Genomic DNA, 21,879 nt, shown 5'->3' with positions numbered 1-21,879 from the left:
TTAGGCTCGTGGTTTCGCCCACCCGTGGCAGCACATGCTTGGGGTAGGGCGATGCTTTGTATTCCCAGTACCGACGAGGAGCACCCTGTGACCCAGACCAGCGATAACGTCACCTGGCTCACGCAGGAGGCGTACAACCAGCTCAAGGCCGAGCTGGAGTACCTGTCTGGTCCCGCGCGCACGGAGATCTCCGTCAAGATCGCGGCGGCCCGCGAGGAGGGTGACCTCCGCGAGAACGGCGGGTACCACGCAGCCAAGGAGGAGCAGGGCAAGATGGAGCTCCGGGTGCGACAGCTCACCCAGCTCCTGGAACACGCGAAGGTCGGCGAGCCGCCGGCCGACGACGGCGTGGTCGAGCCCGGCATGGTCGTCACGATCGCCTTCGACGGCGACCCGGACGACACGCTCACCTTCCTGCTCGCCTCCCGCGAATACGCGACCGGCGACATCGAGACCTACTCCCCGCAGTCCCCGCTCGGCACGGGCGTGAACGGCAAGCGGATGGGTGAGGAAGCGGAGTACGAGCTGCCGAACGGCAAGAAGGCGACGGTGAAGATCCTCACGGCGAAGCCGTACACGGGCTGACCCCCACCCACCTCATCGAGGAGCCCCGGCCGGGTGCGGCCGGGGCTTCTCGCGGTCGCGGGCCGGTGCTCAGGCGGTCGCCGAGCGGTACTTGCGGACCGCGAGGGTCCGGAAGACCACGAGGATGACGACCGACCAGATCACCGACGCGAGGATCGGGTGCCGCATCGGCCAGGCGTCCGGGGTGACGAAGCCCGGCGGCAGGTTGCCGAACAGCTCACGGCAGGCCTGCACGGTGGCGCTGAAGGGGTTCCACTCGGCGATGTGCCGCAGGAACGCCGGCATCTGGTTGGCGTCCACGAAGGCGTTCGAGATGAACGTCAGCGGGAAGAGCCAGATCAGCCCGCCGGACGTGGCGGCCTCGGGCGTCCGCACGATCAGGCCGATCAGGGCGCCGATCCAGGAGAACGCGTAGCCGAGCAGGAGCAGCAGCAGGAAGCCGAGCAGCACCTTGCCGATGTTCTCGTGGGTCCGCCAGCCGACGATGAGCGCGACACCCGCGAGCACCACGAGCGTGAGGGCGGTCTGCACGAGGTCGGCGAGCGTACGTCCGGTGAGGACGGCGCCCCGGGCCATGGGCAGGGACCTGAAGCGGTCGATCAGCCCCTTGTGCATGTCGTCGGCGATGCCCGCCCCGGCCCCGGCGGTGGCGAAGGTGACGGTCTGGGCGAAGATGCCGGCCATCAGGAACTCGCGGTAGGCCTGGGGCGAGATGGTGCCGCCGACCTTGATGGAGCCGCCGAAGACGTAGGTGAACAGCACCACGAACATGATCGGCTGGATCAGGCCGAAGATCACCATCTCGGGAATCCTGATCATGCGGATCAGGTTCCTCCGGGCGACGACCAGGGAGTCCACGACCGACTGCGCGATCGCTCCCCGCCGCGCCCTCGGGGCGAATTCGGATGTGGGGGTGGTGGTCACCGCTCTGACTCCTTACGGCCCCGGTCGGCCTCGGTCGGTCCGGCCTCGTCGGCCTTCGCCTGCTCGGCGGCGTGCCCGGTGAGCGAGATGAAGACGTCGTCGAGGGTGGGCCGGCGCAGCCCGATGTCGTCGATCTCCACGCCGCGGGTGTCGAGGTCGCGGATGACCTCCGCGAGCAGCTTGGCCCCGCCGGTGACCGGGACGGTCAGCTTGCGGGTGTGCGGGGAGACGGCGATCTCGCCCTTGCCGTAGGCGGCGAGCACCGAGCGTGCGGGCTCGATCTGGTCGCTCTGGTGGACGACGACCTCGACGCGCTCGCCGCCCGTGCGGGCCTTGAGCTGGTCGGAGGTGCCGCGGGCGATGACCTTGCCGTGGTCGATCACGCAGATGTCGTGGGCCAGGTGGTCGGCCTCCTCCAGGTACTGCGTGGTCAGCAGCAGCGTCGTGCCGCCGGCGACGAGGTCCTGGATGACCTCCCAGAGCTGCTGCCGGTTGCGGGGGTCGAGACCGGTGGTGGGCTCGTCCATGAACATGACCGGCGGGGAGACGACGAGCGCCGCCGCCAGGTCGAGGCGGCGGCGCATGCCCCCGGAGTACGTCTTCGCGGTGCGGTCGGCCGCGTCGGCGAGGTTGAACCGCTCCAGCAGCTGGTCGGCCCGCTTCTTCGCGTCGCGCCCGCTCATCTGGTAGAGCTGCCCGACCATCCGCAGGTTCTCGCGGCCGGTGAGGTATTCGTCGACGGCCGCGAACTGGCCCGAGAGGCCGATCGAGCGGCGTACCTCGTTGGGGTACTTCAGCACGTCGACACCCGCCACGACGGCCTGCCCGCTGTCGGGCCGGAGCAGGGTCGTCAGGACGCGTACGGCGGTCGTCTTACCGGCACCGTTCGGGCCCAGGAGGCCCAGGACGGTGCCTTCGGGTACGTCGAGGTCGACGCCGTCCAGTGCACGTACATCGCCGAAGGTCTTGACCAGGCCTTCGGCGTAAATGGCGCCTGGCATGTGGGATTCCCCCGTTGCGTTCAGGTGACTTCCGAAAGGGATCGTAGAGTTCCCGGCCCCCGTGCGCCGGGAACACCGGAGTGTTCGGCGATGGCACAGTATCGCGATACATCGCGACCCACAACGGGTTCTCGGTACCCGGCCGCTGCCGGCCCGACACGCGTGGTCAGCCCATCACCCGGTACCCCGCCTCCCGCAGCGCCTCGGCGACCTCCACGCAGTGGTCCCGGCCCTGGGTCTCCAGGTGGAGTTCCACCTCCGCCTCGGTCAGCCCGAGCCGCGGGTCGGTGCGTACATGGCTCACGTCGAGCACGTTGGCGTCCGCCAGGGACAGCGTGGAGAGCAGTGCGGCGAGCGCCCCGGGGCGGTCGGTGAGGCGGAGCCGCAGGCTCAGGTAGCGGCCGCCCACGGCCATGCCGTGGGTCAGGATGCGCTGCGTCAGCAGCGGGTCCACGTTGCCGCCGGACAGCACGGCCACGACAGGGCCGTGGAAGGCCCCGGGGTCGCTCAGGAGGGCGGCGACCGGGCTGGCCCCGGCCGGCTCGACGACCATCTTGGCGCGTTCCAGGCAGAGCAGCAGCGCGCTGGAGAGCTCGTCCTCGGTCACCGTGCGGACCTCGTCGACCAGCTCCCGGACCAGGCCGAAGGGGATGTCACCGGGGCGGCCGACCTTGATGCCGTCGGCCATCGTCTGCACCGAGTCCAGCGCCACCGGGTGCCCGGCGGCCAGCGACGGCGGATAGCCGGCGGCGCCCGCGGCCTGCACCCCCACGATCCTCACGTCGGGGCGCAGGGCCTTCACCGCCACCGCGATGCCCGCGACGAGCCCGCCTCCGCCGACGCCCACGACGATGGTGCGGACCTCCGGGCACTGCTCCAGGATCTCCAGCCCGACGGTGCCCTGCCCCGCGATGATGTCCGGGTGGTCGAAGGGGTGGATGAAGACGGCCCCGGTCCGCTCCGCGTGCTCCTGCGCGGCGGCCAGCGTCTCGTCGACGACCTGGCCGTGCAGCCGCACCTCGGCGCCGTACTCACGGGTCGCCGCCACCTTGGGCAGCGGGGCGCCGACCGGCATGAAGACGGTGGAGCGTACGCCGAGGAGCGAGGAGGCCAGTGCCACACCCTGCGCATGGTTCCCGGCACTCGCGGCCACCACCCCGGCGGCCCGTTCCACGGGGCTGAGGCCCGCGATCCGTACGTAGGCGCCGCGCAGTTTGAACGAACCGGTGCGCTGGAGGTTCTCGCACTTGAGGTGGACCGGCGCGCCGACCAGGGACGAAAGGTGGCGGCTGCCCGCCATCCCGGTCGTCTTCACCACCCCGGAGAGCATTTTCTGCGCCCCCCGGACGTCGTCGAGGATCAGGGGCGGGACGGGGGCCGACGTACGGAAGGTCATACCGCAAGTCTTGCAGTTCGAGGCCGTCCGGGCCGTCGTGTCTCATGGCGGGCTGCGGTGGTGTCCACAGGTTTGTGCAGCGCTGGTACACGTTGCCCCGGGGCCGCGTACTCTGTCCCCCACCCATCCGACACCGCACGAAGAGAGCTCCCGGCCATGCCCCCTCAGGACATGTCGACTGCCGCGTCCCCCACCGGGGGCAGCGCCCCCGGAGACCCGGGGGCGGACCACCTCCTCGACGCTCTCCAGCACCAGGTGGCCGTCTTCGCCCGCCGTGCCGAGCAGACCCGCCTCGGCGGTGTCGGCCAGGTCCGCAACTCGATGGACCGGGCCGCCTACCTGCTGCTCAACCGCCTCGACAAGGAAGGCCCGATGGGGGTCAAGGCCTTGGCCGCCGGTATGGGCATCGACTCGTCGACCGTGACCCGGCAGGTGGCGCCGCTCGTCGACACCGGCCTCGTCAAGCGGACCTCGCACCCGGAGGACGGCCGGGCGGTCGTCCTGCAGCTGTCTCCGCGCGGCCAGACGCGCCTGGAGGAGGTCCGTACCTCGCGCCGTGAGCTGATGTCCCGGGTGACCGACGACTGGAGCGAGGAGGAGCGCGACACCTTCTGCGCGCTGCTGACCCGCTTCAACGCCTCCCTGGCCGCCCGCGCGGCCGCGCACCAGCAGCCGCAGGAGGGCTGACGGCGAAACCCCGGGGCGACGGCCCGGGGTGACACGGACGCCCGGCGGCCGGGGAGTCCCCTCGGCCGCCGGGCGTCCGCACGTCACTCAGCCGAGCGCCTGGGTGAGGTCGGCCAGCAGGTCGTCGGCGTTCTCGATGCCGACGGACAGCCGGACCAGGTCGGCCGGCACCTCCAGCAGGGAACCGGCGGTGGACGCGTGCGTCATCCGGCCCGGGTGCTCGATCAGCGACTCCACACCGCCGAGGGACTCACCGAGCGTGAACAGCTTCGCCCGGTTGCAGACCTCGACCGCCGCCTCCTCGCCGCCCGCGACGCGGAAGGACACCATCCCGCCGAACGCCTTCATCTGCTTGGCGGCGACCTCGTGCCCCGGGTGCTCCGGCAGACCCGGGTAGAGGACCTGGCTCACCTTGGGGTGCCGGGTCAGCAGGTCGGCCACCTTGGTGGCGTTCTCGTCGTGGCGGTCCATGCGCACCGCCAGCGTCTTGATGCCGCGCAGCACCAGCCACGCGTCGAACGGCCCGGCGACGGCGCCCATCGCGTTCTGGTGGTACACCAGTTCATCGGCGAGCTGGGGGTCGTCGGTGACCAGCGCACCGCCGACCACGTCCGAGTGCCCGCCCATGTACTTGGTGGTGGAGTGCACCACGACGTCCGCGCCGAGCGCGAGCGGCTGCTGGAGGTAGGGGCTGGCGAAGGTGTTGTCGACGACGAGCCGCACGCCCGCCTGCCGGGCCACACCCGCGACGGCCGCGATGTCGGTGATGCCGAGCAGCGGGTTGGACGGGGTCTCCACCCAGACCGCCTTGGTGCGGGGGGTGATCGCCGCGCGCACCGCGTCGACGTCCGAGGTGTCGGCCACCGAGAACTCCACGCCCCAGCGCGAGGCGACCTTCGCGAACAGCCGGAACGTGCCGCCGTAGGCGTCGTTCGGGATGACGACGTGGTCACCGGGCGCGAGCAGCGTCCGCAGGAGGCAGTCCTCGGCGGCGAGGCCGGAGGCGAAGGCGAGGCCGCGACGGCCGCCTTCCAGGGCCGCCAGGTTCTCCTCCAGTGCGGTGCGGGTGGGGTTGGCGCTGCGGCTGTACTCGTAGCCGCCCCGCAGCCCGCCGACACCGTCCTGCTTGTACGTGGACACCTGGTAGATCGGCGGGACCACGGCGCCGGTGAGGGGATCCGCCGTGTTTCCGGCGTGGATCGCGAGGGTCTCGAAGCTGTGCTGGTCGCTCATGGGAACCGAGCGTAGTTCGTCCCGAGGGCACTTCCGGGCCACTGCGCCGTACGGTTACCCGTCCGGGGACAATGGACCGCATGGAGATTCTGTGGTTCCTGCTCGCGCTGTGCATGCTCGTCGCCGTCGTCGGCCCGCTCGTGCTCCGCCGTCGCGGCGGCATCCGCCAGGTCGCGCCCGGCTCGCCGGACGCCGCGGACCCCGACACCTACGGTTTCGCGCGCCAGGAGGAGCTGGACGTCCGGATGCCCGGACCCGACCAGGACCTCCTCGACGTCCTCGACGTCGTGCAGGGCACCCAGAACTGGCGGGCCGCCTCCCAACTGCTCGCCGCCACACCCAAGGAGGGCGAGACCCGCTGGCAGCGGGTGCAGGCGTTCGCCGGAGCGGCCTCGCTCGAACTGGCCCAGCGGCCCGGCGAGGGCGGCGCCTGGCTGCGCAACTGGCGGGCCGAGGCCCCCAAGGACGCCGGCGCCGCCGCCGTGCACGCGGAGTTCCTGGTCCAGCAGGCGTGGCGTACGGGCACGGTGGGCACGGACGACTTCCGGGTGATCCTGGAGGAGGCCCGTGCCGTCGCCGGTGACGCGGCGCTGCTGGCACCGGGCGACCCGATCCCGTACCTCGTGGAGCTGGCCGTGGCGCGCGGACTGGGCTACTCCCACGAGCAGTTCGACCAGCTCTGGGCGAAGATCATCGACCGGGCGCCCGCGCACATGGGCGCGCACATCGCCGCCCTGCACTTCTGGTGCGAGAAGTGGCACGGCTCCCGCGAGGAGGCCGAACGCTTCGCGACCACCGCCGCGGCCCGCGCCCCGCGGGGCTCGCTGCTCGCCGCGCTGCCGCTGTTCGCGGTGTACGAGCACCTGCCCGAGGTCAATCTGGTGCAGGGCTTCTACCGGGGCGTCGTGGTGACGAAGGCGGTCGAGGGCGCCCTGTTCGCGGTGCACGCGGCCCGGCCGGACGACCCGATGCTCGCCCATGTCCGGCACCTGCTGGTCCTCTTCCTCGTCCGGATGGAACGCTGGTCGGAGGCGATGCACCAGCTGGTCCACATCGACGGACACGTGGGCGCGCTGCCCTGGACGCAGAACCCGGACCCGGCCGCCGAATACACGGTGTACCGCGCGCTGGCGGTCGCCGGGTACGAGGCGAACGGCGGCAACCCGGCCACCCTCCCGCGCTGAGAGCCGGCCCGCTTTCCGCCCCCGCCCTCCGACCGGAAGGACGCCCCATGGCCCGCCTGATCCCGCTCGTCCTGATCGGCCTCGCCGTCTTCTTCTGGCTGCGCACCAGGAAGAAGACGAGCGCCTACCTGGACTCCTACGAGTCCGTCCAGGACCCGGACCGCGACCGCCGCGATCCCCCGTCCCCCGCCCCCTGAGAAGGCGGAACAGCGGGGGCTCCGGCCGTGTTGTACAGGGCGAACCCGATCCCCGGAGGAGCCCCCCGCATGTTCCTGACCCGCCGCACCCCGCAGCTCCCCACCCCGCAGGAGGCCCTGCGCGGCCGCCCCGTCCCCGAGTTCCCGGTCCCGTCCCGCCACACGGTCCTCGGCAACGCGCTGACCGGCCCGTACCCGCAGGGCCTGGAGGTCGCGGACTTCGCGCTGGGCTGTTTCTGGGGCGCCGAGCGCAAGTTCTGGCAGACCGAGGGTGTCTGGACGACTCTCGTCGGCTACCAGGGCGGATACACCGAGAACCCGACGTACGAGGAGACCTGCTCGGGCCTGACGGGCCACACCGAAGCGGTCCGCGTCGTCTTCGACCCGACGGTCGTGAGCTACGCGGAGCTGCTGAAGCTCTTCTGGGAGTCGCACAACCCGACCCAGGGCTTCCGCCAGGGCAACGACGTCGGTACGCAGTACCGCTCGGCGCTCTACACCCACTCCCCCGAGCAGGCGGAGGCCGCGGCGGCGTCCCGTGAGGCGTTCCAGAAGGTGCTGACCGGCGCGGGCCTCGGCGAGATCACCACGGAGATCCTCCCGGCCGAGGGCCGCACCTTCTGGCCGGCGGAGGCCTACCACCAGCAGTACCTGGACAAGAACCCGGACGGCTACTGCGGCATCGGCGGCACGGGCGCCACCCTGGAGTCCCCCTCCGAGACCAACTGGGGCCGCGCCTGCCCGACGGGCATCGCCCCGGCACCCAAGGCTGCGGAGAAGTAGGCCCCGGCGCGCTCCTCGACGGCTCCCGGCCACCGGCCGGGGGCCGTTTCGTCGAGCCGGGCCCGCGTGCCCCACCCCCGCACCCCGGGCGTGCGCGTGATCGCTACCCTGTTCCTCCGCCCGACACGGGCGGGCGGCAGAACAGGGGTGGGGACATGCGCAGAGGCATCGCGACGCTCGCGGCCGTGGGGGCGGTGGTCACCGCGACGGTGACGGCACCGGCCGCACACGCCGAGGGGCGGGGGGACGTCCGCGTGACGAAGACCGTCGTGAACAAGGGCGGCAGCGTGATCGTCGGGGTCAAGAGCCCGAAGCGGTTCGCGATCGACATGACGATCAAGGACAACTCGGGGGTGAAGCGGGTCACCTATGTGTCCGCCTTCAACGTGGCCAACAGCCACGGGCCGGTCTCGTATCTGGGCACGACGTGCAAGAAGAGCAGCGGCACCACCTCCCGGTGCACCGCGACGATGGAGATCGACCCGACCTGGATCGACTCGTACGGAAGCGGGAACAGGGGCTGGGACGCCAACGCGGTCGCGGGCACCTGGCAGGTCAACGCCACCGTGCAGGCCAACGACGGTGACTACTGGATCTCCGACCGCATCGCCACCTTCAAGGTGAAGCGCGCGGCGACCCTCACCACGGACGCGGCGCCCGAACCGGTGAAGAAGGGGCACACGCTCACCGTCACCGGCAAGCTGTCCCGGGCCAACTGGACGGACCTCAAGTACCACGGCTTCACCAAGCAGGTGGTGAAGCTCCAGTACAAGAAGCCCGGTGGCTCCTACCACACGGTCAGGACGGCGACCACGGACAGCAAGGGCAACCTCCGTGCGACGGTGAAGGCCACGGCCTCGGGCAGTTGGCGCTGGGCGTTCCTCGGGACGACGACGACCATGAAGGTCGTCTCCACCGGTGACGCGGTCACGGTGAAGTAGGGCGCGGCGGCCGTCCGGCGCGCTCACACCGCGTCAGGCGGCCAGCCGCACCTGGGCCCTGGAGACGGTGCGGCCCGGAGCCGGCCGGGAGGCCACGGTGTGGCGCACCAGCTCGTCCTGGGCCAGGGACAGCACGTCGGCCAGGCCGAGACCGAGCGCGCCGGCCGCCGCCGAGAGGACCTCGGAGGAGGCTTCCTTGCGCCCCCGCTCGATCTCGGAGAGGTACGGCACCGATATCCGCGCCACCTCCGCCACGTCCTTCAACCTCCGCCCCTGCGCCTGCCGTTCACCACGCAGGACAGCTCCGACGACGTCCCGCCACAGCGGCTGCCTGGGGGCGAGGGGACGGAGCGGGACGACGGGGGCGCGGTCCGGCGCGGGGCGGCTGTTCATCACCCCAGCCTAGGAGCGCGGAGCCCCCGGCGGGAGGGGGAGGCGTTCCGCGCCGGGCTGATCTGCTGTCCGCAGAACCGTGTGTGGCACAGGGCGGGTACGGAGAGAGCGGAGTCCCGCTACTCTTCGCCCACACCTGATCGAGCGGGGCGAAGAGGAAGGGGGCGTACGACGGATGACGGCCGACGACGGTCACGGACAGCTCACCGCCTGGCACGGCAGGCCCTGGTTCGCCGCCAACGAGGTCCTCGCGTTCGTCCTGGAACTGGGCGTCCTCGGCGCACTGGCCTGGTGGGGCTTCACCGCGGTGGACGGGGCGCTCGTGTCGGCGGTGCTGGGTATCGGGACCCCGGCCGCGGCCGCGGTCCTGTGGGGGCTGTTCGCTGCTCCCCGCGCCCGGTTCCGGGGGTCCCCGGCCGGGGTACTGGCGGTGAAGGCCCTGGTCCTGGGCGGCGGAGCGGCCGCCGTGTACGGCGTCGGGCATCCGGTGGCGGCGGTGGTCCTCGCCGTGGTCCTGGTGGTGAACACGGCCTGCGCCGAGTTCTTCCGGGGCCCGGCCGCATCCGGGGGTCCCGTCTCCTGAGGGCGTACGGCGTGCGGGGCCGCCCGGTCACCCGGGGGCGGCCGGGCGGCCCCGTACGTCAGATCAGGCCCTGGGCCAGCATCGCGTCCGCGACGAGCTCGAAGCCCGCGATGTTGGCGCCCACCACGTAGTTGCCGGGGCTGCCGTAGCGCTCGGCGGTGGTGTAGCAGGAGTCGTGGATGTGGCGCATGATCTCCGCCAGGCGCTCCTCGGTGTGGGCGAAGGTCCAGGAGTCCCGGGAGGCGTTCTGCTGCATCTCCAGGGCGCTGGTGGCCACACCGCCCGCGTTGGCCGCCTTGCCGGGAGCGAAGGCGACACCGGCCTCCTGGAAGACCCGGACCGCCTCGGGGGTGGTCGGCATGTTGGCGCCCTCGGCGACCGCCTTCACCCCGTTGCGGACGAGGGCGCGCGCGTCCTCCTCGTGCAGTTCGTTCTGCGTGGCGCAGGGCAGCGCCACGTCCACCGGGACGTTCCAGACGCCCGTGCCCTCGACGTACCGCACGTGCGCGCCGCGCCGCTCGGCGTACTCGGAGATGCGGCCGCGGCCCTCCTCCTTGATCTCCTTGAGCAGGGCGAGGTCGATGCCCTTCTCGTCCACGACGTAGCCGCCGGAGTCGGAGCAGGTCACCACGGTCGCGCCGAGCTGCTGGGCCTTCTCGATCGCGTAGATGGCCACGTTCCCGGAGCCGGAGACGGCGATGCGCTGGCCGTCCAGCGACTCGCCGCGGCTGCGCAGCATCTCGGCGGTGAACAGGACGCAGCCGTAGCCGGTGGCCTCGGTCCGCACCAGGGCGCCGCCCCAGCCGAGGCCCTTGCCGGTGAGCACGCCCGACTCGTAGCGGTTGGTGATGCGCTTGTACTGGCCGAAGAGGTAGCCGATCTCGCGGCCGCCGACACCGATGTCACCGGCGGGCACGTCGGTGTACTCGCCCAGGTGGCGGTGGAGTTCGGTCATGAACGACTGGCAGAACCGCATGATCTCGGCGTCCGAGCGGCCCTTGGGGTCGAAGTCCGCGCCGCCCTTGCCGCCGCCGATCGGCATGCCGGTGAGGGCGTTCTTGAAGATCTGCTCGAAGCCGAGGAACTTGACGATGCCGAGGTTGACGGACGGGTGGAAGCGCAGTCCGCCCTTGTACGGGCCGAGCGAGCTGGAGAACTCGACGCGGAATCCCCGGTTGACGTGGATGTCGCCGGAGTCGTCCGACCACGGCACCCGGAAGATGAGCTGGCGCTCGGGCTCGCAGATCCGCTCGATGATGCGGGCGTCCACGAACTCGGGCCGCTGCGACAGCACCGGGCCGAGGGTTTCGAGGACCTCGCGGACCGCCTGGTGGAACTCCCTCTCGCCCTGGTTGCGCCGGAGAATCTCTGCGTACAGCGGCTCGATGACGCGATTCTCGGAGTGCGGGGGAAGAGGTGCGGAGCTGGCCGGCATCTGATCAGACCTTCCATGGGTGGGCGTCATGCGCGCGGCGCTCCCGTCCCTGGGGCGCCGCCGGTCCCCCTCCGGGAGGAGAGCCTCACGGAAGCGACGCTGCTTCCGGAAGACGTGCGGAACCATTGCACCGGCCAATTGTCCCAGTGCCCCGCGAAGATCTCCGTCCGCATCCACATACTGGCCGCGCCCCGCCTCGGCCGGGCCGTCCGGCGGAGGCGTCCGGTCAGGACTCGCGCGGGCCGCGCAGCATCCAGAGGCCGGCGCCGGAGCCGATCACGGTCACGCCCGCGCAGATGCTGAGGGCGAGCTGGAGCCCGCTCTCGTCCATGACGTCGAGCAGGACGTTGGCGACGAGTGCGACGCAGAGCACGAGCCGGAGCAGGGCCTTCATGGGTTTCCTCCGTGGTCGGTTCGAGGTACCCAGTCTTTCCGTGACGCCCGGGCGGCACGAGGGGGGACGCTCCCGGAACCGGGGTGCAGCCCGGTACACCCCGGTTCCGGGACCGGGGTCAGGCCGCCGCGTTCTCCGTGACCGTGACCTTCCCCTTGCGGATGGTCGCCACCCGCGGCGCCTTGCGGGCGAGGGAGCTGTCGTGGGTGACCATCACGAACGTCAGCCCGTGCTCCTTCCAGAGCCCGTCGAGCAGTTCCATGATCTCGTCGCGCATGGACTCGTCGAGGTTGCCGGTCGGCTCGTCGGCGAGCAGCACCTTGGGGCGCTTCACCAGCGCCCGGGCGATGGCGACGCGCTGCTGCTGGCCGCCGGACATCTCGCTCGGCAGGTGGGTGGGCCGGTCACCGAGGCCGACGGACTCCAGGGCTTCCGCGGCCCGCTCACGGCGGGCCTTGGCGCCGAGGCCGAGGGGGACCAGGGCGGTCTCGACGTTCTCCTGGGCGGTGAGCGTGGGGATGAGGTTGAAGCCCTGGAAGACGATTCCGATGGACTCGGCCCGCACCTTGGTGAGCCGGGACTCGGGGAGCTCGGCCAGGTCGACACCGTCGAGCTCGACGGTGCCGGAGGTGGGCCGGTCCAGCCCGCCGAGCATCTGCAGGAGGGTGGACTTGCCTCCTCCGGTCGGGCCCTGGATGACGAGCCGGCCGCCGTCCTCGATGGTCAGGTCGACGCCGGCGAGCGCGTCGACGGGGTTCTTGCCGCGCATGTAGCGCTTGGTGACGCCCTTGAGCTGGTACACGTCTGGACTCCTGCGGTACGTACGAAGGGGAGGGGCGGTGTTACGCGACGCGGCGCAGCGCGTCGGCCGGCCGCAGCCGGGAGGCACGCCAGCCGCCGAAGGCCCCGGCGATGAGTCCGCCGGCCACCGCCAGGCCGACGGCGACGAGGATCGTGGTGAGGGAGACCGGCGCGGTCAGCGCGATGTCGAGGGTCTTGGACGCGGCCTGACGGCCTCCGCCGCCGCCCATCGGGCCGCCGCCGCCCATGCCGCCTCCACCGCCCATGCCGCCTCCGCCGCCCGAGCCGAGCTCGGCGCTGAGGGTGGGGCTGATGGCAGTCACGGCGTACGCCCCGGCCACACCGACGACGATGCCGATGACACCGCCCATCAGGCCGTTGACGAGGGCTTCGCCGACGACCTGGCGGGTGACGCGTCCGCTCTTCCAGCCGAGCGCCTTGAGGGTGCCGAACTCCCGCACCCGGCGGCTGACCGCGGAGGAGGTCAGCAGGCCGGCGACGAGGAACGCGGCGATCAGGACCGCGACGGAGAGCCACTTGCCGACGCTGGAGGCCAGGTCGGACGCGGTGGAGAGGGAGCCGGACACCGTTTCGGCGAGGTCGGCGGAGGTCGTGACCGTCGTGCCGGAGATGTTCTTCTGGATGGCGGCCTTGACGGTGTCGATCTTCTGCGAGTCGGCGGCCTTCACATAGACCGTGGTGACCTTGTCCTTGGAGTCGGCGACGGTCTGCGCCTGCTTCAGGGGGATGTAGACGTTGGCCGCGGCGTCGCCGCTGTCCGCCGTCGATATGCCGACGATCTTGTAGTCGGTTCCGGAGATCGTGACGTTCTTGTCGAGGGCGAGCTCCTTCTCCTCCGCGTAGGCCGAGTCGACGACCGCGACCGCGGCGTCGGTCTCGGTCGCCTCGAAGGTGCGGCCCTTGGTGATCGCGGAGGAGGTCAGCGGTCCGAGGTCCTGCTGGGTGACGTCGGTGCCGTACACGGTGAAGGAGTTGACGTCGAAGGAGGCGCCGCCGCCCTGGACCTCACCCTGCGGCTGCCCACCGCCACCGCCGCCGCCCCGGCCGCCGCCCTGGCCGCCCTGGGAGGCGCCCTCGTCCTGCTTGAACTCGCCGCGTTTGAACTGGCCGTCGACCTTCATGACGGTCAGGCTGAGCCCGCCCACGGCGTCGGCGACCCCGTCCTGCGCGCCGACCTTGTCGACGGTGCTGGAGGCGAGCGTCTGGAAGCCCTGGACCATGACCCGGTCCGTGCTCTGGGTCTCGTCCTCGTCGTCCTTGGCGTCGAACTCGAAGCGGGGCCGCTCGGAGCCGCCGGACTTCGGTGCGGCGGCGGCCTTGGTCACCGTCATGTCCGTACCCAGGCCGTACAGCGATTCCAGGACCTTGTCCTGGGCCTTGGCCATGCCCGAGGAGACGGAACTGACGATGATGACCAGCGCGATACCGAGGGCGAGCCCCGAGGCGACGACGAGCGCCGCCTTTCTGCGGCGGCGCAGTTCGCGCCGGAGGTAGGTGAAGAACATGGCGCGAAGATATGGAGTGGGCGTGATGGGGAGTTAAGGCTGCGATGAGAGCCGCATGAGAACCCCGCACCCGTTCCGTACGCGCACCCGGACACGCCGAAGGCGGCGGCACCCGGGACTCCGGGTGCCGCCGCCTTCGTACGGGGAAGGGGGCCGGGCGTGTGATCAGCCGGCGGAGCCCGCCGTCCACTCCGACCAGCTCATGTTCCAGCCGTTGAGCCCGTTGTCGGGGGCGATCGTCTTGTCCGGGGAGTTCTTGACGACGACCACGTCACCGATCATGGAGTTGTTGTAGAACCAGGCGCCGGCCGTGTCGGGGTCGTCGGCACCCTGGGCGTCGGCCAGACCGACGCATCCGTGGCTGGTGTTGACGCTCCCGAAGATGCCCTTGCCCCAGTAGTTGCCGTGGATGAAGGTGCCCGAGCTGGACAGCCGCATGGCGTGCGGGACGTCCGTGATGTCGTACTCGCTCTTGCCGTCGTCGTCCGTGAAGCCGACGGTCGCACCGTCCATGTGGGTCTCCTTGTACTTCTCGGAGATCACCATCTGGCCGTTGTACGTGGGGTTGTCGGGGGAACCGGCGGAGATCGGGATGGTCTTGATCGTCTTGCCGTCGCGGGTGACGGTCATCGTGTGGGCCTTGGTGTCCACGGTGGAGACCTGGTTGCGGCCGACCTTGAAGGTGACCGTCTTCTGCTGCACGCCCACGACGCCGTCGGCACCCTCGACGCCGTCCAGCGCCAGCTTCAGGGTGACGGTGGAACCGGACTGCCAGTAGTCCTCGGGGCGCAGGTCGAGGCGCTGGTTGTTGAACCAGTGGCCCACGACCTCCTGGCCGCTGCTCGACGTCACCGTGATGCCGTCCTGGACGGCCTTCTGGTTGGTGATCGCCTTGTTGAAGTTGATCGAGACGGGCATGCCGACGCCGACCGTGGAACCGTCCTCGGGGGTGAAGTTCCCGATGAAGCTGTTCTCCGGCGAGACCGTGGTGAACGAGCTGTTGGCGTGCGCCTGCCGTCCCTCGGAGTCGGTCGCCGTGGCGCTGATCTTGTACGTGGTCGAGCGCTCCAGCTGGCCGTTCGGCTTCCACTGGGAACCGTCGCCGGCGAGGGTGCCCTCGACGGCCTTGCCCTCCGACGTGGTCATCGTGACCTCGGTCAGCTTGCCCTTGGCGACGGTGACCATGGCCGCGTTGTTGATGCTCGCGTTGATCGCGCCGTTCTTCGGCGCGATCGTTATCTTGGCCTCGGACGCGGCCTTGGCCGCCGCCTCGTCCACCTGCGCCTGCGACGTCTTCGAGCTGTCGGCGGCGCTCGTACCCGATCCGCCGTCGTCGCTACAGGCGGAAAGCACCAGTACGCCGCCGAGCAGTGCGGACGCGGCCACGAGGCCCCGGCGCCGCTTGCTGTCCGTCATCACACGCTTCTCCATCGTTGCCGATTTCCCCGAGATCCCCGGACGGGGCAGCAGAACAACTCTCCCCGTCAATGTCCTAGAACACCCTGAACAGGTCGTCCGTTCCACATCGAGTGAAGATGTGGGGAACACCACTCATCGACGCGCTCGTGACCTCGGCGGTTCCCGCCGGATGTCAGCGTTGCGTCACGTCGACGGCTTCCTCGTCGTCCGTCCCATTGTCCTCGATCCCGTAGAAGGCATCGTCCTCGTCGTCCCCGACGGTCCAGTCCTCGGCGTCGGGGTCGTAGTCGATCACCTCGCTGTCCCACGACGCCTGGGCGAGTTCGACGCCGGGCATCTCACCGACCAGGTCGAACGGGTCGACGAGCGCGGCGACCGCCTCCGCTGCGTCTTCCCCGACCGCCTCGTCGGCATGCGTGCCCCCCTCGGCGGGATCACCGTCCGGTGCTCCGGGGGCGCTCGCCGCCGAGGCGACGCGTTCCGCGGCGAGGGTTTCGAGTGCGGTACCGGTCAGGGCTTCGGCGTCGGTGATCTCCAGCACCAGATCGACACGGAGCCGGACGAATTGCGTTGTCTGCGACGTACTCATGTGCCGGAGCGTACGGCCGTCGCACCCTCGGCTTTCCTCCGACCCGCTGCTTTGCTTAGCATCGGCGCACGGGGCCAACTGACAGTTGTCGCTAGGGGATCGATTCTGTGTCCATCGCTCGTCGCACGCTGCTGACCACCACAGCCGCAGGCACGCTGCTCTGTGCTCTCTGGTTCGTCCCGTCCGCCAACGCGACCGACGGGGCGGCCGACCGGGCCGGCCTCACCGGGTCCTCGGAACAGGCCGGACAGCCGTCCGGCCAGGAGAGCGGGCGGGCGGACGGTCAGGAGACGCTCGCCGACACCGGTACCGGTGTCGACACCACTCCGTATCTCGTCGGCGGCACGCTCTCCCTGTGCGTCGGCGCCGGATTCGTCGCGTACTCGGTGCGCCGTGACGGCGCCGTGGACGCCGGTGCCTGACGTCGGGAGCGGAGGCCGCCGCGCCCCGTGGTGCGGCGGCCTCCGCGTCGCCGCGGTCAGGCGAGCGGGCCGGTCACCGCTTCCACGGCCCTGACGAGCCCGCCCCGCGACACGAAGGCGTCGGCGGCGGCCAGGTCCGGGGAGAGGAAGCGGTCGGGCCCCGGCCCCTGCGCACCGGCGGCCCGCAGCGCCTCGACTGCGGCGAGCGAGGCGGGCGCCGGGGCCATTCCGGCCGCGGCACGCAGCTCGACGGCGCGGGTGGCGGCGTACAGCTCGACGGCCACGATCCGGGCCAGGTTCCCGACGGCGGTACGCAGCTTGCGCGCGGCCGACCAGCCCATGGAGACGTGGTCCTCCTGCATCGCGGAGGACGGGATCGAGTCGACGGACGCCGGGACGGCGAGCCGCTTCAGCTCGCTGACCAGCGCGGCCTGCGTGTACTGGGCGATCATCAGCCCCGAGTCCACCCCGGCGTCGTCGGCGAGGAACGGCGGCAGCCCGTGCGAACGGTTCTTGTCCAGCAGCCGGTCCGTACGGCGCTCGCAGATCGAGCCGAGGTCGGCCGCGACGATGGCCAGGAAGTCCAGCACGTACGCGACGGGCGCCCCGTGGAAGTTGCCGTTGGACTCGACCCGGCCTCCCGGGAGCACCACCGGGTTGTCGACGGCGGCGGCCAGTTCGCGGTCGGCGACGAGCCGCCCGTGCGTGAGGGTGTCCCGCCCGGCCCCGTTGACCTGGGGGGCACAGCGTACGGAGTAGGCGTCCTGGACCCGGGGGACGTCGTCCTGGTGGTGCCCGGTGAGGCCGGAGCCGGCCAGCACCCGCAGCATGTTGTCGGCGGAGGCGCCCTGGCCGGGGTGCGGGCGCAGGGCGTGGAGCTCCGGGGCGAGAACCTTCTCCGTGCCGAGGAGTGCCTCCAGGGAGAGCGCGGCGGTGATGTCGGCGCTGGTGTAGAGGTTCTTCAGGTCCGCGAGGGCCAGCACCAGCATGCCGAGCATGCCGTCGGTGCCGTTGAGGAGGGCGAGCCCCTCCTTCTCGACCAGCTCGACGGGGGTGATGCCGTGCGCGGCGAGGAGTTCGGCGGCGGGGCGCACGAGTCCGTCGGGGCCCTCGGCGTCGCCCTCGCCCATCAGCGTCAGCGCGCAGTGCGAGAGCGGGGCGAGGTCTCCGGAGCAGCCGAGCGAACCGTACTCGTGGACGACCGGGGTGATGCCCGCGTTGAGCACGTCGGCCATGGTCTGCGCGACCTCGGGGCGTACGCCGGTGTGGCCGGAGGCGACGGTCTTCAGCCGCAGGAACATCAGCGCCCGCACCACTTCGCGCTCGACGCGCGGACCCATGCCCGCCGCGTGCGAGCGGACGATGTTGCGCTGGAGCTGCGCCCGCAGTCCGGGGCTGATGTGCCGGGTGGCGAGGGCGCCGAAGCCGGTGGAGACGCCGTAGACCGGCTCGGGCTTGGCGGCGAGGGCCTCGACGATCTCGCGGGCGGCGGCGAGCGCTTCCACGGCGGCCGCGGAGAGTTCGACCCGGGCACCCTCGCGGGCCACGGCGACGACTTCCTCGGCGGTGGTACCGGACGTCCCCAGCACGACAGTATGCATATCCATATTCAGAAGCGTACGTACTGAAAGCCGCCATGTCATCAGTGGTCGGGGGCCTGACCCCTTACGGCCGCCGCCGGCCGACGACCCGGTGTCCGACGGCCGTCACGGCCGGTGCCCGTCCGGCGGCCGTCACACCGGGTGCCCGTCCGGCGGCGGGCTGCCGCGCAGTCGGCGCCGGTCGTGCGGCGACCTGGGCGGCGAGTCGGCGAGCCGGATCACCTCTCCGTCCCGTCCGGCCACCACCGGATTCCTGGAGTGGGCCGCCTTCGCCTGGTACTGCGCCGCGTCCGCCAGCCGGAAGAGGCGGCGCGCGGAGCGCACCGGGCCGATGTCGTCACCGGTCGAGGCGACTCCGCAGGCCACCCCGTCACCGAGCTCCAGGCCGACGGCCCGCGCGCAGAGCTCCTCGGCCACCCGGACCACCTCGTCGGCGGTGGGACCCACCGCCAGCAGGCAGAACTCGTCCCCGCCCAGCCGGGCGGCCAAGGCTCCGGGCAGCATGGCCCCGCACAGGGAGAGCACCGAGCCGAAACGTTCCAGCAGACGGTCGCCGACGGCGTGGCCGTGGGTGTCGTTGACCGTCTTGAGGCCGTTGACGTCGCAGACGACCAAACTGACCACGGCGTTCTCGGTCCGGTGCCGGTCCAGCGCCTCGTCGAGCCTGATGTCGACGGCCCTGCGGTTGGCGAGGCCGGTCAGCGGGTCGGTGAAGGCCAGCTTGCGGACCTCCTCCAGCCGCTCGGTCTGCACGACGCCGGCCGCCACGACGGCCGCCAGCACCGTCGCGAAGTCCGCGTCGTCCCGGTCGAAGACCGCCGTGCCGGCCGGGCGGGCGACGTACAGCTCGCCCCACGCCCGCCCGTGCAGCACGATCGGCGCCACCACACAGCAGCTCCGGCCGCGCCGGCGCAACGCGGCGACCCGCTGGTGGCAGTACGGCCGGGCCCCCCGGGCGGGGGCGCCGACCGCCGGGGCACCGTCGGCGGTCTCCACCCAGGCGTCCGGCTCACCACCGCCGGCCCACCGCTCGTGCAGGAATTCGGTGATCTCCGGGAACTGGTGCACGGGGTAGGCCTCCTCGTCGGGGAACTCCTCCTCCCCGGTGGCCCGCTCCCCCGCGTTGACCAGCACCCGCAGCCTGCCCCGGTCGCGCTCCCACACGGAGAGAGCGGCGAAGCTGCCGCCCAGCGCCTCGCACGCCCCGAGCGCCGCCGCCCGCCACGACTCCTGCGGCGTGCAGGCCGCCGCCATGGTCTGCGCCAGCGACACCACGGCGCGCAGCCGCACATCATCACCGCCCATCGCTCCAGCTTAGGGAGGTTTCCGCCGATTCGATCAGTCGGCGACGCCGGTGGTCCTCACCCCCGCGCCGCCCGCCCGGGTCACTCGCCGGGCCAGTTCGGCTTCCGCTTCTCGTTGAACGCGGCCACGCCCTCGGCCCGGTCCCCGGAGAAGGCCACCGACCGCCAGGCCGCGTCCTCCACCTCCAGCCCGGCCCGCAGGTCCAGCCCCTGTCCCAGCCGGAGCGCCCGCTTGGCGGCCCGCAGGCCCACCGGGGAGTTGGCCGCGACACGGCCGCCGAGCGCCAGCGCCTCCTCGCGGTCCCGGCCGGCCTCCACCAGCTCGTCGACCAGCCCCAGGGCGTGCGCCTCGGCCGCCTCGACCCGCCGCGCGGTGAAGACCAGCTCGGCGGCGCGCGCGGCGCCGACCCGGCGGGGCAGCAGCTGCGTGCCCCCGCCGCCCGGGATGACCCCCACGGAGACCTCGGGCAGCCCGACGACGGCCGTACGGTCGGCCACGATCACGTCGCAGGCCAGCGCCAGCTCGAAGCCGCCGCCGAGGGCGAAGCCGTGCACCGCCGCGACGACCGGCATCGGCAGTTCGAGCACCCCGGTGTACGCGGCCCTGGCGGTGGGCCGCTGCCGTACCAGCTCGGCGTCGCTGAACGAGTTCCGCTCCTTGAGGTCCGCGCCCACGCAGAACGCCCGCTCGTGGCTGGAGGTGAGCACGGTGGCGCGCACCCCGTGGTCGGCGGCGAGCGCGGCGCAGGCTGCCCCGATCGAACGGGCCATCTCGCTGGACACGGCGTTCATCGCCTTCGGCCGGTCGAGCACCAGCTCGGCGACGTGTTCCTGGCCCTCGTGCCGCCGTACGACGACGAACTCCCCGAACCGCTGCTCCGACGTGACGGTCATGACTGATCCCCTCCGGTTAACGAGCGTTACCGGATCCTAAGGGCTGTCCCGTCATACCTGGCGGGCGCGCGACGTCAGCCACGGCACCTCGCCCCAGCACCTCAGGCGCTTGCCGAGCGGGGCCAGGGACGGAGCTCCGGAAACCGGCCCGTCCGGGCACCCGGCGGCATCCGGGGCGGGAGCCCGGCCCCGTCAGCTGGACGGCTTGCCCCGCCGTGCCAGCAGCCACGGCTCGACCACGCCCAGCCCCCGCACCGGCCGCTGCCACATCGGCTGCAGCCCGAAGCGGTACGTCGGCGGCGGCGGCTCCTCGTCCCGCCGCCCCTCCTTCTCGGCCAGCCGGGCCCGCTCGGCCGCCGCGGCGGCCTCCTCGGCGGCCTCCGTCTCGGAGGCGGGCGCGTCCCCCGTCCGTGTCAGTTCCTGGGCGAACGCCCCGTCGACCAGCACGGCGTCCTTCGGCGCTATCGAGGTGAGCCGGCTGGCCAGGTTCACCGTCGTACCGAAGACATCGCCCATGCGGGTGGTGACCGTGCCGAACGCGATGCCGACCCGCAGCGCGGGCATCGTGGTGTCCTGAGCCATCGCCTCGACCAGCCGGAGGGCTATCTCACCGGCCGTACCGGCGTCGTCCGCCGCGAAGAGGACCTCGTCGCCGAGGGTCTTGATGAGCCGCCCGCCGTGGGCGGCGACCAGGTCCGCCGAGGTCGTCTCGAATGCCTCGACCAGCTCGCCGAGCTCCTCCTCCTCCAGCCGCCGGGTCAGCCGGGTGAATCCCACCAGGTCGGCGAAGCCCACGGCCAGGCGCCGGTCGACCATCTCCTCGTCGTCCGCGGCCTGCACGACCCGGCCGGTGGCCGCGGCCAGCTGCCGCCGCCAGACGTACACCAGGAACTCCTGGAGCTCGGGCAGCAGCAGCTCGACCAGCGGATAGGTGACCTCGGTGCGGGTCATGCCGGGTTCGGGGGGCTCGGTCAGGCCCTCCAGGAACGAGTCGATCTGCCACTCCGCCAGCCGGGCGGTGGTCTGCCCGGTGGACCGGGCCACCTGGATCGCCATCGGCTCGCTGAGCAGCCCCGCCTCCACCAGACCGGCCAGCCGCCGCAGCGCCAGCACGTCGGCCTCGGTGAGCGCCTTGGCCTGCCCGATGTCGGCGAATCCCATGGCCCGCCAGAACCGGGACGCCAGGTCCATGGAGACACCGGCGGTCCGGGCCGCTTGGAAGGGCGTGTAGCGGCGGTCGCTGCCCAGGATGAGCGCTTCCAGCCGGATGGCGAGGGGGTCGTCGGTCGGTTCGGCCGTGTGGTCGACCTCGTGGTGCGGTGTGGAATGGACCGAGGGTTCCGACGGGGGGTCGGTGCCGTCCCCGGAACTCGTGTCGTCGACGGTCACCGGCCGCCTCCTGCCCGTTCCCTGGCCACTGCCCTGCCGATCTGTCGCTGGATCGCCTCAACGATACGGCAGGTGTGCCCTGGCTCACGTCCGCGGTCGCCCGGTTCAGGCGCCGTCCGGGGTGACATCACCCGTATGTGGGGGCACCGCACGCGCCGGGCGCGCGCCCCGCACCGCCCGGCGAGGGCCGCGCGCTGG

The 21,879-nt window shown here is 71.8% G+C and carries 23 protein-coding genes; 8 read left to right on the top strand and 15 right to left on the bottom strand.

Annotation, left to right across the window (positions count from 1 at the left end; all coding sequences use genetic code 11):
• The first annotated feature begins 87 nt into the window (after window positions 1-87).
• Window positions 88-585, top strand: a complete 498-nt coding sequence (gene greA, locus SACTE_RS20925) for a transcription elongation factor GreA (RefSeq protein ID WP_014048009.1) — start codon at window positions 88-90, stop codon at window positions 583-585.
• Window positions 586-654: 69 nt separating this feature from the next.
• Here the strand turns inward: greA and SACTE_RS20920 are convergent, their stop codons facing one another.
• From SACTE_RS20920 to ilvA, 3 genes are all read right to left on the bottom strand, one after another.
• The gene (locus tag SACTE_RS20920) at window positions 655-1,509 is read right to left on the bottom strand and encodes an ABC transporter permease (protein ID WP_014048008.1); all 855 of its coding nucleotides are present in this window, start codon (window positions 1,507-1,509) and stop codon (window positions 655-657) included.
• Window positions 1,506-2,510 carry a daunorubicin resistance protein DrrA family ABC transporter ATP-binding protein gene (locus SACTE_RS20915; protein WP_014048007.1) on the bottom strand — a complete coding sequence of 335 codons (1,005 nt, stop codon included), beginning with the start codon at window positions 2,508-2,510 and terminating at the stop codon, window positions 1,506-1,508. Before SACTE_RS20915 ends, SACTE_RS20920 begins: the two co-directional genes overlap by 4 nt.
• A 166-nt stretch (window positions 2,511-2,676) precedes the next feature.
• The gene (gene ilvA / locus SACTE_RS20910) at window positions 2,677-3,906 is read right to left on the bottom strand and encodes a threonine ammonia-lyase (protein ID WP_014048006.1); all 1,230 of its coding nucleotides are present in this window, start codon (window positions 3,904-3,906) and stop codon (window positions 2,677-2,679) included.
• A 156-nt stretch (window positions 3,907-4,062) separates the two neighbouring features.
• On the opposite strand from ilvA, the gene SACTE_RS20905 reads away from it, so the two are divergent.
• Window positions 4,063-4,593, top strand: coding sequence for a MarR family transcriptional regulator (locus SACTE_RS20905; RefSeq protein ID WP_014048005.1), 531 nt, complete (start codon window positions 4,063-4,065; stop codon window positions 4,591-4,593).
• Window positions 4,594-4,680: 87 nt separating this feature from the next.
• On the opposite strand, the gene SACTE_RS20900 is transcribed toward SACTE_RS20905, so the two are convergent.
• Window positions 4,681-5,826 (bottom strand): cystathionine gamma-synthase, encoded by a 1,146-nt coding sequence (locus tag SACTE_RS20900; RefSeq protein WP_014048004.1) that lies wholly within the window; start codon window positions 5,824-5,826, stop codon window positions 4,681-4,683.
• Between the two features lie 80 nt (window positions 5,827-5,906).
• Between SACTE_RS20900 and SACTE_RS20895 the strand changes: the two genes are divergently transcribed.
• The 4 genes from SACTE_RS20895 to SACTE_RS20885 all read left to right on the top strand — a co-directional run bounded on the left by SACTE_RS20895 (window position 5,907) and on the right by SACTE_RS20885 (window position 8,931).
• Complete coding sequence (locus tag SACTE_RS20895; protein ID WP_014048003.1) at window positions 5,907-7,010, top strand: hypothetical protein; 1,104 nt, start codon at window positions 5,907-5,909, stop codon at window positions 7,008-7,010.
• Window positions 7,011-7,057: 47 nt separating this feature from the next.
• Complete coding sequence (locus tag SACTE_RS34655; RefSeq protein WP_014048002.1) at window positions 7,058-7,207, top strand: hypothetical protein; 150 nt, start codon at window positions 7,058-7,060, stop codon at window positions 7,205-7,207.
• 69 nt (window positions 7,208-7,276) lie between these two features.
• Window positions 7,277-7,990, top strand: coding sequence for a peptide-methionine (S)-S-oxide reductase MsrA (gene msrA / locus SACTE_RS20890; RefSeq protein WP_014048001.1), 714 nt, complete (start codon window positions 7,277-7,279; stop codon window positions 7,988-7,990).
• Between the two features lie 155 nt (window positions 7,991-8,145).
• On the top strand, window positions 8,146-8,931 hold the full coding sequence (locus tag SACTE_RS20885; protein WP_014048000.1) for a hypothetical protein: 786 nt from the start codon (window positions 8,146-8,148) through the stop codon (window positions 8,929-8,931).
• A gap of 33 nt (window positions 8,932-8,964) precedes the next feature.
• Here the strand turns inward: SACTE_RS20885 and SACTE_RS20880 are convergent, their stop codons facing one another.
• The gene (locus SACTE_RS20880; protein ID WP_014047999.1) at window positions 8,965-9,324 is read right to left on the bottom strand and encodes a helix-turn-helix transcriptional regulator; all 360 of its coding nucleotides are present in this window, start codon (window positions 9,322-9,324) and stop codon (window positions 8,965-8,967) included.
• Between the two features lie 175 nt (window positions 9,325-9,499).
• Here SACTE_RS20880 and SACTE_RS20875 point away from each other — a divergent pair, with 175 nt between their 5' ends.
• Window positions 9,500-9,907 (top strand): YrdB family protein, encoded by a 408-nt coding sequence (locus tag SACTE_RS20875; RefSeq protein WP_014047998.1) that lies wholly within the window; start codon window positions 9,500-9,502, stop codon window positions 9,905-9,907.
• A gap of 58 nt (window positions 9,908-9,965) precedes the next feature.
• On the opposite strand, the gene gdhA is transcribed toward SACTE_RS20875, so the two are convergent.
• From gdhA to SACTE_RS20850, 6 genes are all read right to left on the bottom strand, one after another.
• Complete coding sequence (gdhA, locus tag SACTE_RS20870) at window positions 9,966-11,342, bottom strand: NADP-specific glutamate dehydrogenase (RefSeq protein WP_014047997.1); 1,377 nt, start codon at window positions 11,340-11,342, stop codon at window positions 9,966-9,968.
• Window positions 11,343-11,568: 226 nt separating this feature from the next.
• Window positions 11,569-11,736: a hypothetical protein gene (locus SACTE_RS34650; protein ID WP_014047996.1), complete on the bottom strand. Its 168-nt coding sequence runs from the start codon at window positions 11,734-11,736 to the stop codon at window positions 11,569-11,571.
• A gap of 118 nt (window positions 11,737-11,854) precedes the next feature.
• Window positions 11,855-12,538 carry an ABC transporter ATP-binding protein gene (locus tag SACTE_RS20865; protein ID WP_014047995.1) on the bottom strand — a complete coding sequence of 228 codons (684 nt, stop codon included), beginning with the start codon at window positions 12,536-12,538 and terminating at the stop codon, window positions 11,855-11,857.
• Between the two features lie 40 nt (window positions 12,539-12,578).
• On the bottom strand, window positions 12,579-14,063 hold the full coding sequence (locus tag SACTE_RS20860) for an ABC transporter permease (RefSeq protein WP_014047994.1): 1,485 nt from the start codon (window positions 14,061-14,063) through the stop codon (window positions 12,579-12,581).
• A gap of 165 nt (window positions 14,064-14,228) precedes the next feature.
• Entirely contained in the window at window positions 14,229-15,494 is a 1,266-nt protein-coding gene (locus tag SACTE_RS20855) for an Ig-like domain-containing protein (protein WP_019993826.1), read from the bottom strand.
• A gap of 160 nt (window positions 15,495-15,654) precedes the next feature.
• Window positions 15,655-16,071 carry a hypothetical protein gene (locus SACTE_RS20850; RefSeq protein ID WP_014047992.1) on the bottom strand — a complete coding sequence of 139 codons (417 nt, stop codon included), beginning with the start codon at window positions 16,069-16,071 and terminating at the stop codon, window positions 15,655-15,657.
• A 107-nt stretch (window positions 16,072-16,178) separates the two neighbouring features.
• On the opposite strand from SACTE_RS20850, the gene SACTE_RS20845 reads away from it, so the two are divergent.
• Entirely contained in the window at window positions 16,179-16,493 is a 315-nt protein-coding gene (locus SACTE_RS20845) for a hypothetical protein (RefSeq protein ID WP_014047991.1), read from the top strand.
• Window positions 16,494-16,549: 56 nt separating this feature from the next.
• Here SACTE_RS20845 and hutH read toward each other — a convergent pair whose 3' ends face one another.
• From hutH to SACTE_RS20825, 4 genes are all read right to left on the bottom strand, one after another.
• Complete coding sequence (gene hutH, locus SACTE_RS20840) at window positions 16,550-18,100, bottom strand: histidine ammonia-lyase (RefSeq protein WP_014047990.1); 1,551 nt, start codon at window positions 18,098-18,100, stop codon at window positions 16,550-16,552.
• A gap of 126 nt (window positions 18,101-18,226) precedes the next feature.
• Window positions 18,227-19,399: a GGDEF domain-containing protein gene (locus SACTE_RS20835; protein ID WP_014047989.1), complete on the bottom strand. Its 1,173-nt coding sequence runs from the start codon at window positions 19,397-19,399 to the stop codon at window positions 18,227-18,229.
• Between the two features lie 80 nt (window positions 19,400-19,479).
• Window positions 19,480-20,292 carry an enoyl-CoA hydratase-related protein gene (locus SACTE_RS20830; RefSeq protein ID WP_014047988.1) on the bottom strand — a complete coding sequence of 271 codons (813 nt, stop codon included), beginning with the start codon at window positions 20,290-20,292 and terminating at the stop codon, window positions 19,480-19,482.
• Between the two features lie 192 nt (window positions 20,293-20,484).
• Complete coding sequence (locus SACTE_RS20825) at window positions 20,485-21,681, bottom strand: adenylate/guanylate cyclase domain-containing protein (RefSeq protein ID WP_014047987.1); 1,197 nt, start codon at window positions 21,679-21,681, stop codon at window positions 20,485-20,487.
• Between the last annotated feature and the right edge of the window lie 198 nt (window positions 21,682-21,879).

Source organism: Streptomyces sp. SirexAA-E, from assembly GCF_000177195.2.
GTDB classification, from domain to species: domain Bacteria; phylum Actinomycetota; class Actinomycetes; order Streptomycetales; family Streptomycetaceae; genus Streptomyces; species Streptomyces flavovirens.
The sequence above is the reverse complement of the archived record's forward strand: the minus strand, read 5'-3'. Positions and strand labels throughout refer to the sequence as shown.

What these genes read in the sequence shown, in the direction of transcription:
- SACTE_RS20915 (WP_014048007.1), bottom strand. Translation starts at nt 2,510, where the DNA reads ATGCCAGGCGCCATTTACGCCGAAGGCCTGGTCAAGACCTTCGGCGAT.
- ilvA (WP_014048006.1), bottom strand. Translation starts at nt 3,906, where the DNA reads ATGACCTTCCGTACGTCGGCCCCCGTCCCGCCCCTGATCCTCGACGAC.
- SACTE_RS20905 (WP_014048005.1), top strand. Translation starts at nt 4,063, where the DNA reads ATGCCCCCTCAGGACATGTCGACTGCCGCGTCCCCCACCGGGGGCAGC.
- SACTE_RS20900 (WP_014048004.1), bottom strand. Translation starts at nt 5,826, where the DNA reads ATGAGCGACCAGCACAGCTTCGAGACCCTCGCGATCCACGCCGGAAAC.
- SACTE_RS20895 (WP_014048003.1), top strand. Translation starts at nt 5,907, where the DNA reads ATGGAGATTCTGTGGTTCCTGCTCGCGCTGTGCATGCTCGTCGCCGTC.
- SACTE_RS34655 (WP_014048002.1), top strand. Translation starts at nt 7,058, where the DNA reads ATGGCCCGCCTGATCCCGCTCGTCCTGATCGGCCTCGCCGTCTTCTTC.
- msrA (WP_014048001.1), top strand. Translation starts at nt 7,277, where the DNA reads ATGTTCCTGACCCGCCGCACCCCGCAGCTCCCCACCCCGCAGGAGGCC.
- SACTE_RS20885 (WP_014048000.1), top strand. Translation starts at nt 8,146, where the DNA reads ATGCGCAGAGGCATCGCGACGCTCGCGGCCGTGGGGGCGGTGGTCACC.
- SACTE_RS20880 (WP_014047999.1), bottom strand. Translation starts at nt 9,324, where the DNA reads ATGAACAGCCGCCCCGCGCCGGACCGCGCCCCCGTCGTCCCGCTCCGT.
- SACTE_RS20875 (WP_014047998.1), top strand. Translation starts at nt 9,500, where the DNA reads ATGACGGCCGACGACGGTCACGGACAGCTCACCGCCTGGCACGGCAGG.
- gdhA (WP_014047997.1), bottom strand. Translation starts at nt 11,342, where the DNA reads ATGCCGGCCAGCTCCGCACCTCTTCCCCCGCACTCCGAGAATCGCGTC.
- SACTE_RS34650 (WP_014047996.1), bottom strand. Translation starts at nt 11,736, where the DNA reads ATGAAGGCCCTGCTCCGGCTCGTGCTCTGCGTCGCACTCGTCGCCAAC.
- SACTE_RS20860 (WP_014047994.1), bottom strand. Translation starts at nt 14,063, where the DNA reads ATGTTCTTCACCTACCTCCGGCGCGAACTGCGCCGCCGCAGAAAGGCG.
- SACTE_RS20855 (WP_019993826.1), bottom strand. Translation starts at nt 15,494, where the DNA reads ATGGAGAAGCGTGTGATGACGGACAGCAAGCGGCGCCGGGGCCTCGTG.
- SACTE_RS20850 (WP_014047992.1), bottom strand. Translation starts at nt 16,071, where the DNA reads ATGAGTACGTCGCAGACAACGCAATTCGTCCGGCTCCGTGTCGATCTG.
- hutH (WP_014047990.1), bottom strand. Translation starts at nt 18,100, where the DNA reads ATGGATATGCATACTGTCGTGCTGGGGACGTCCGGTACCACCGCCGAG.
- SACTE_RS20835 (WP_014047989.1), bottom strand. Translation starts at nt 19,399, where the DNA reads ATGGGCGGTGATGATGTGCGGCTGCGCGCCGTGGTGTCGCTGGCGCAG.
- SACTE_RS20830 (WP_014047988.1), bottom strand. Translation starts at nt 20,292, where the DNA reads ATGACCGTCACGTCGGAGCAGCGGTTCGGGGAGTTCGTCGTCGTACGG.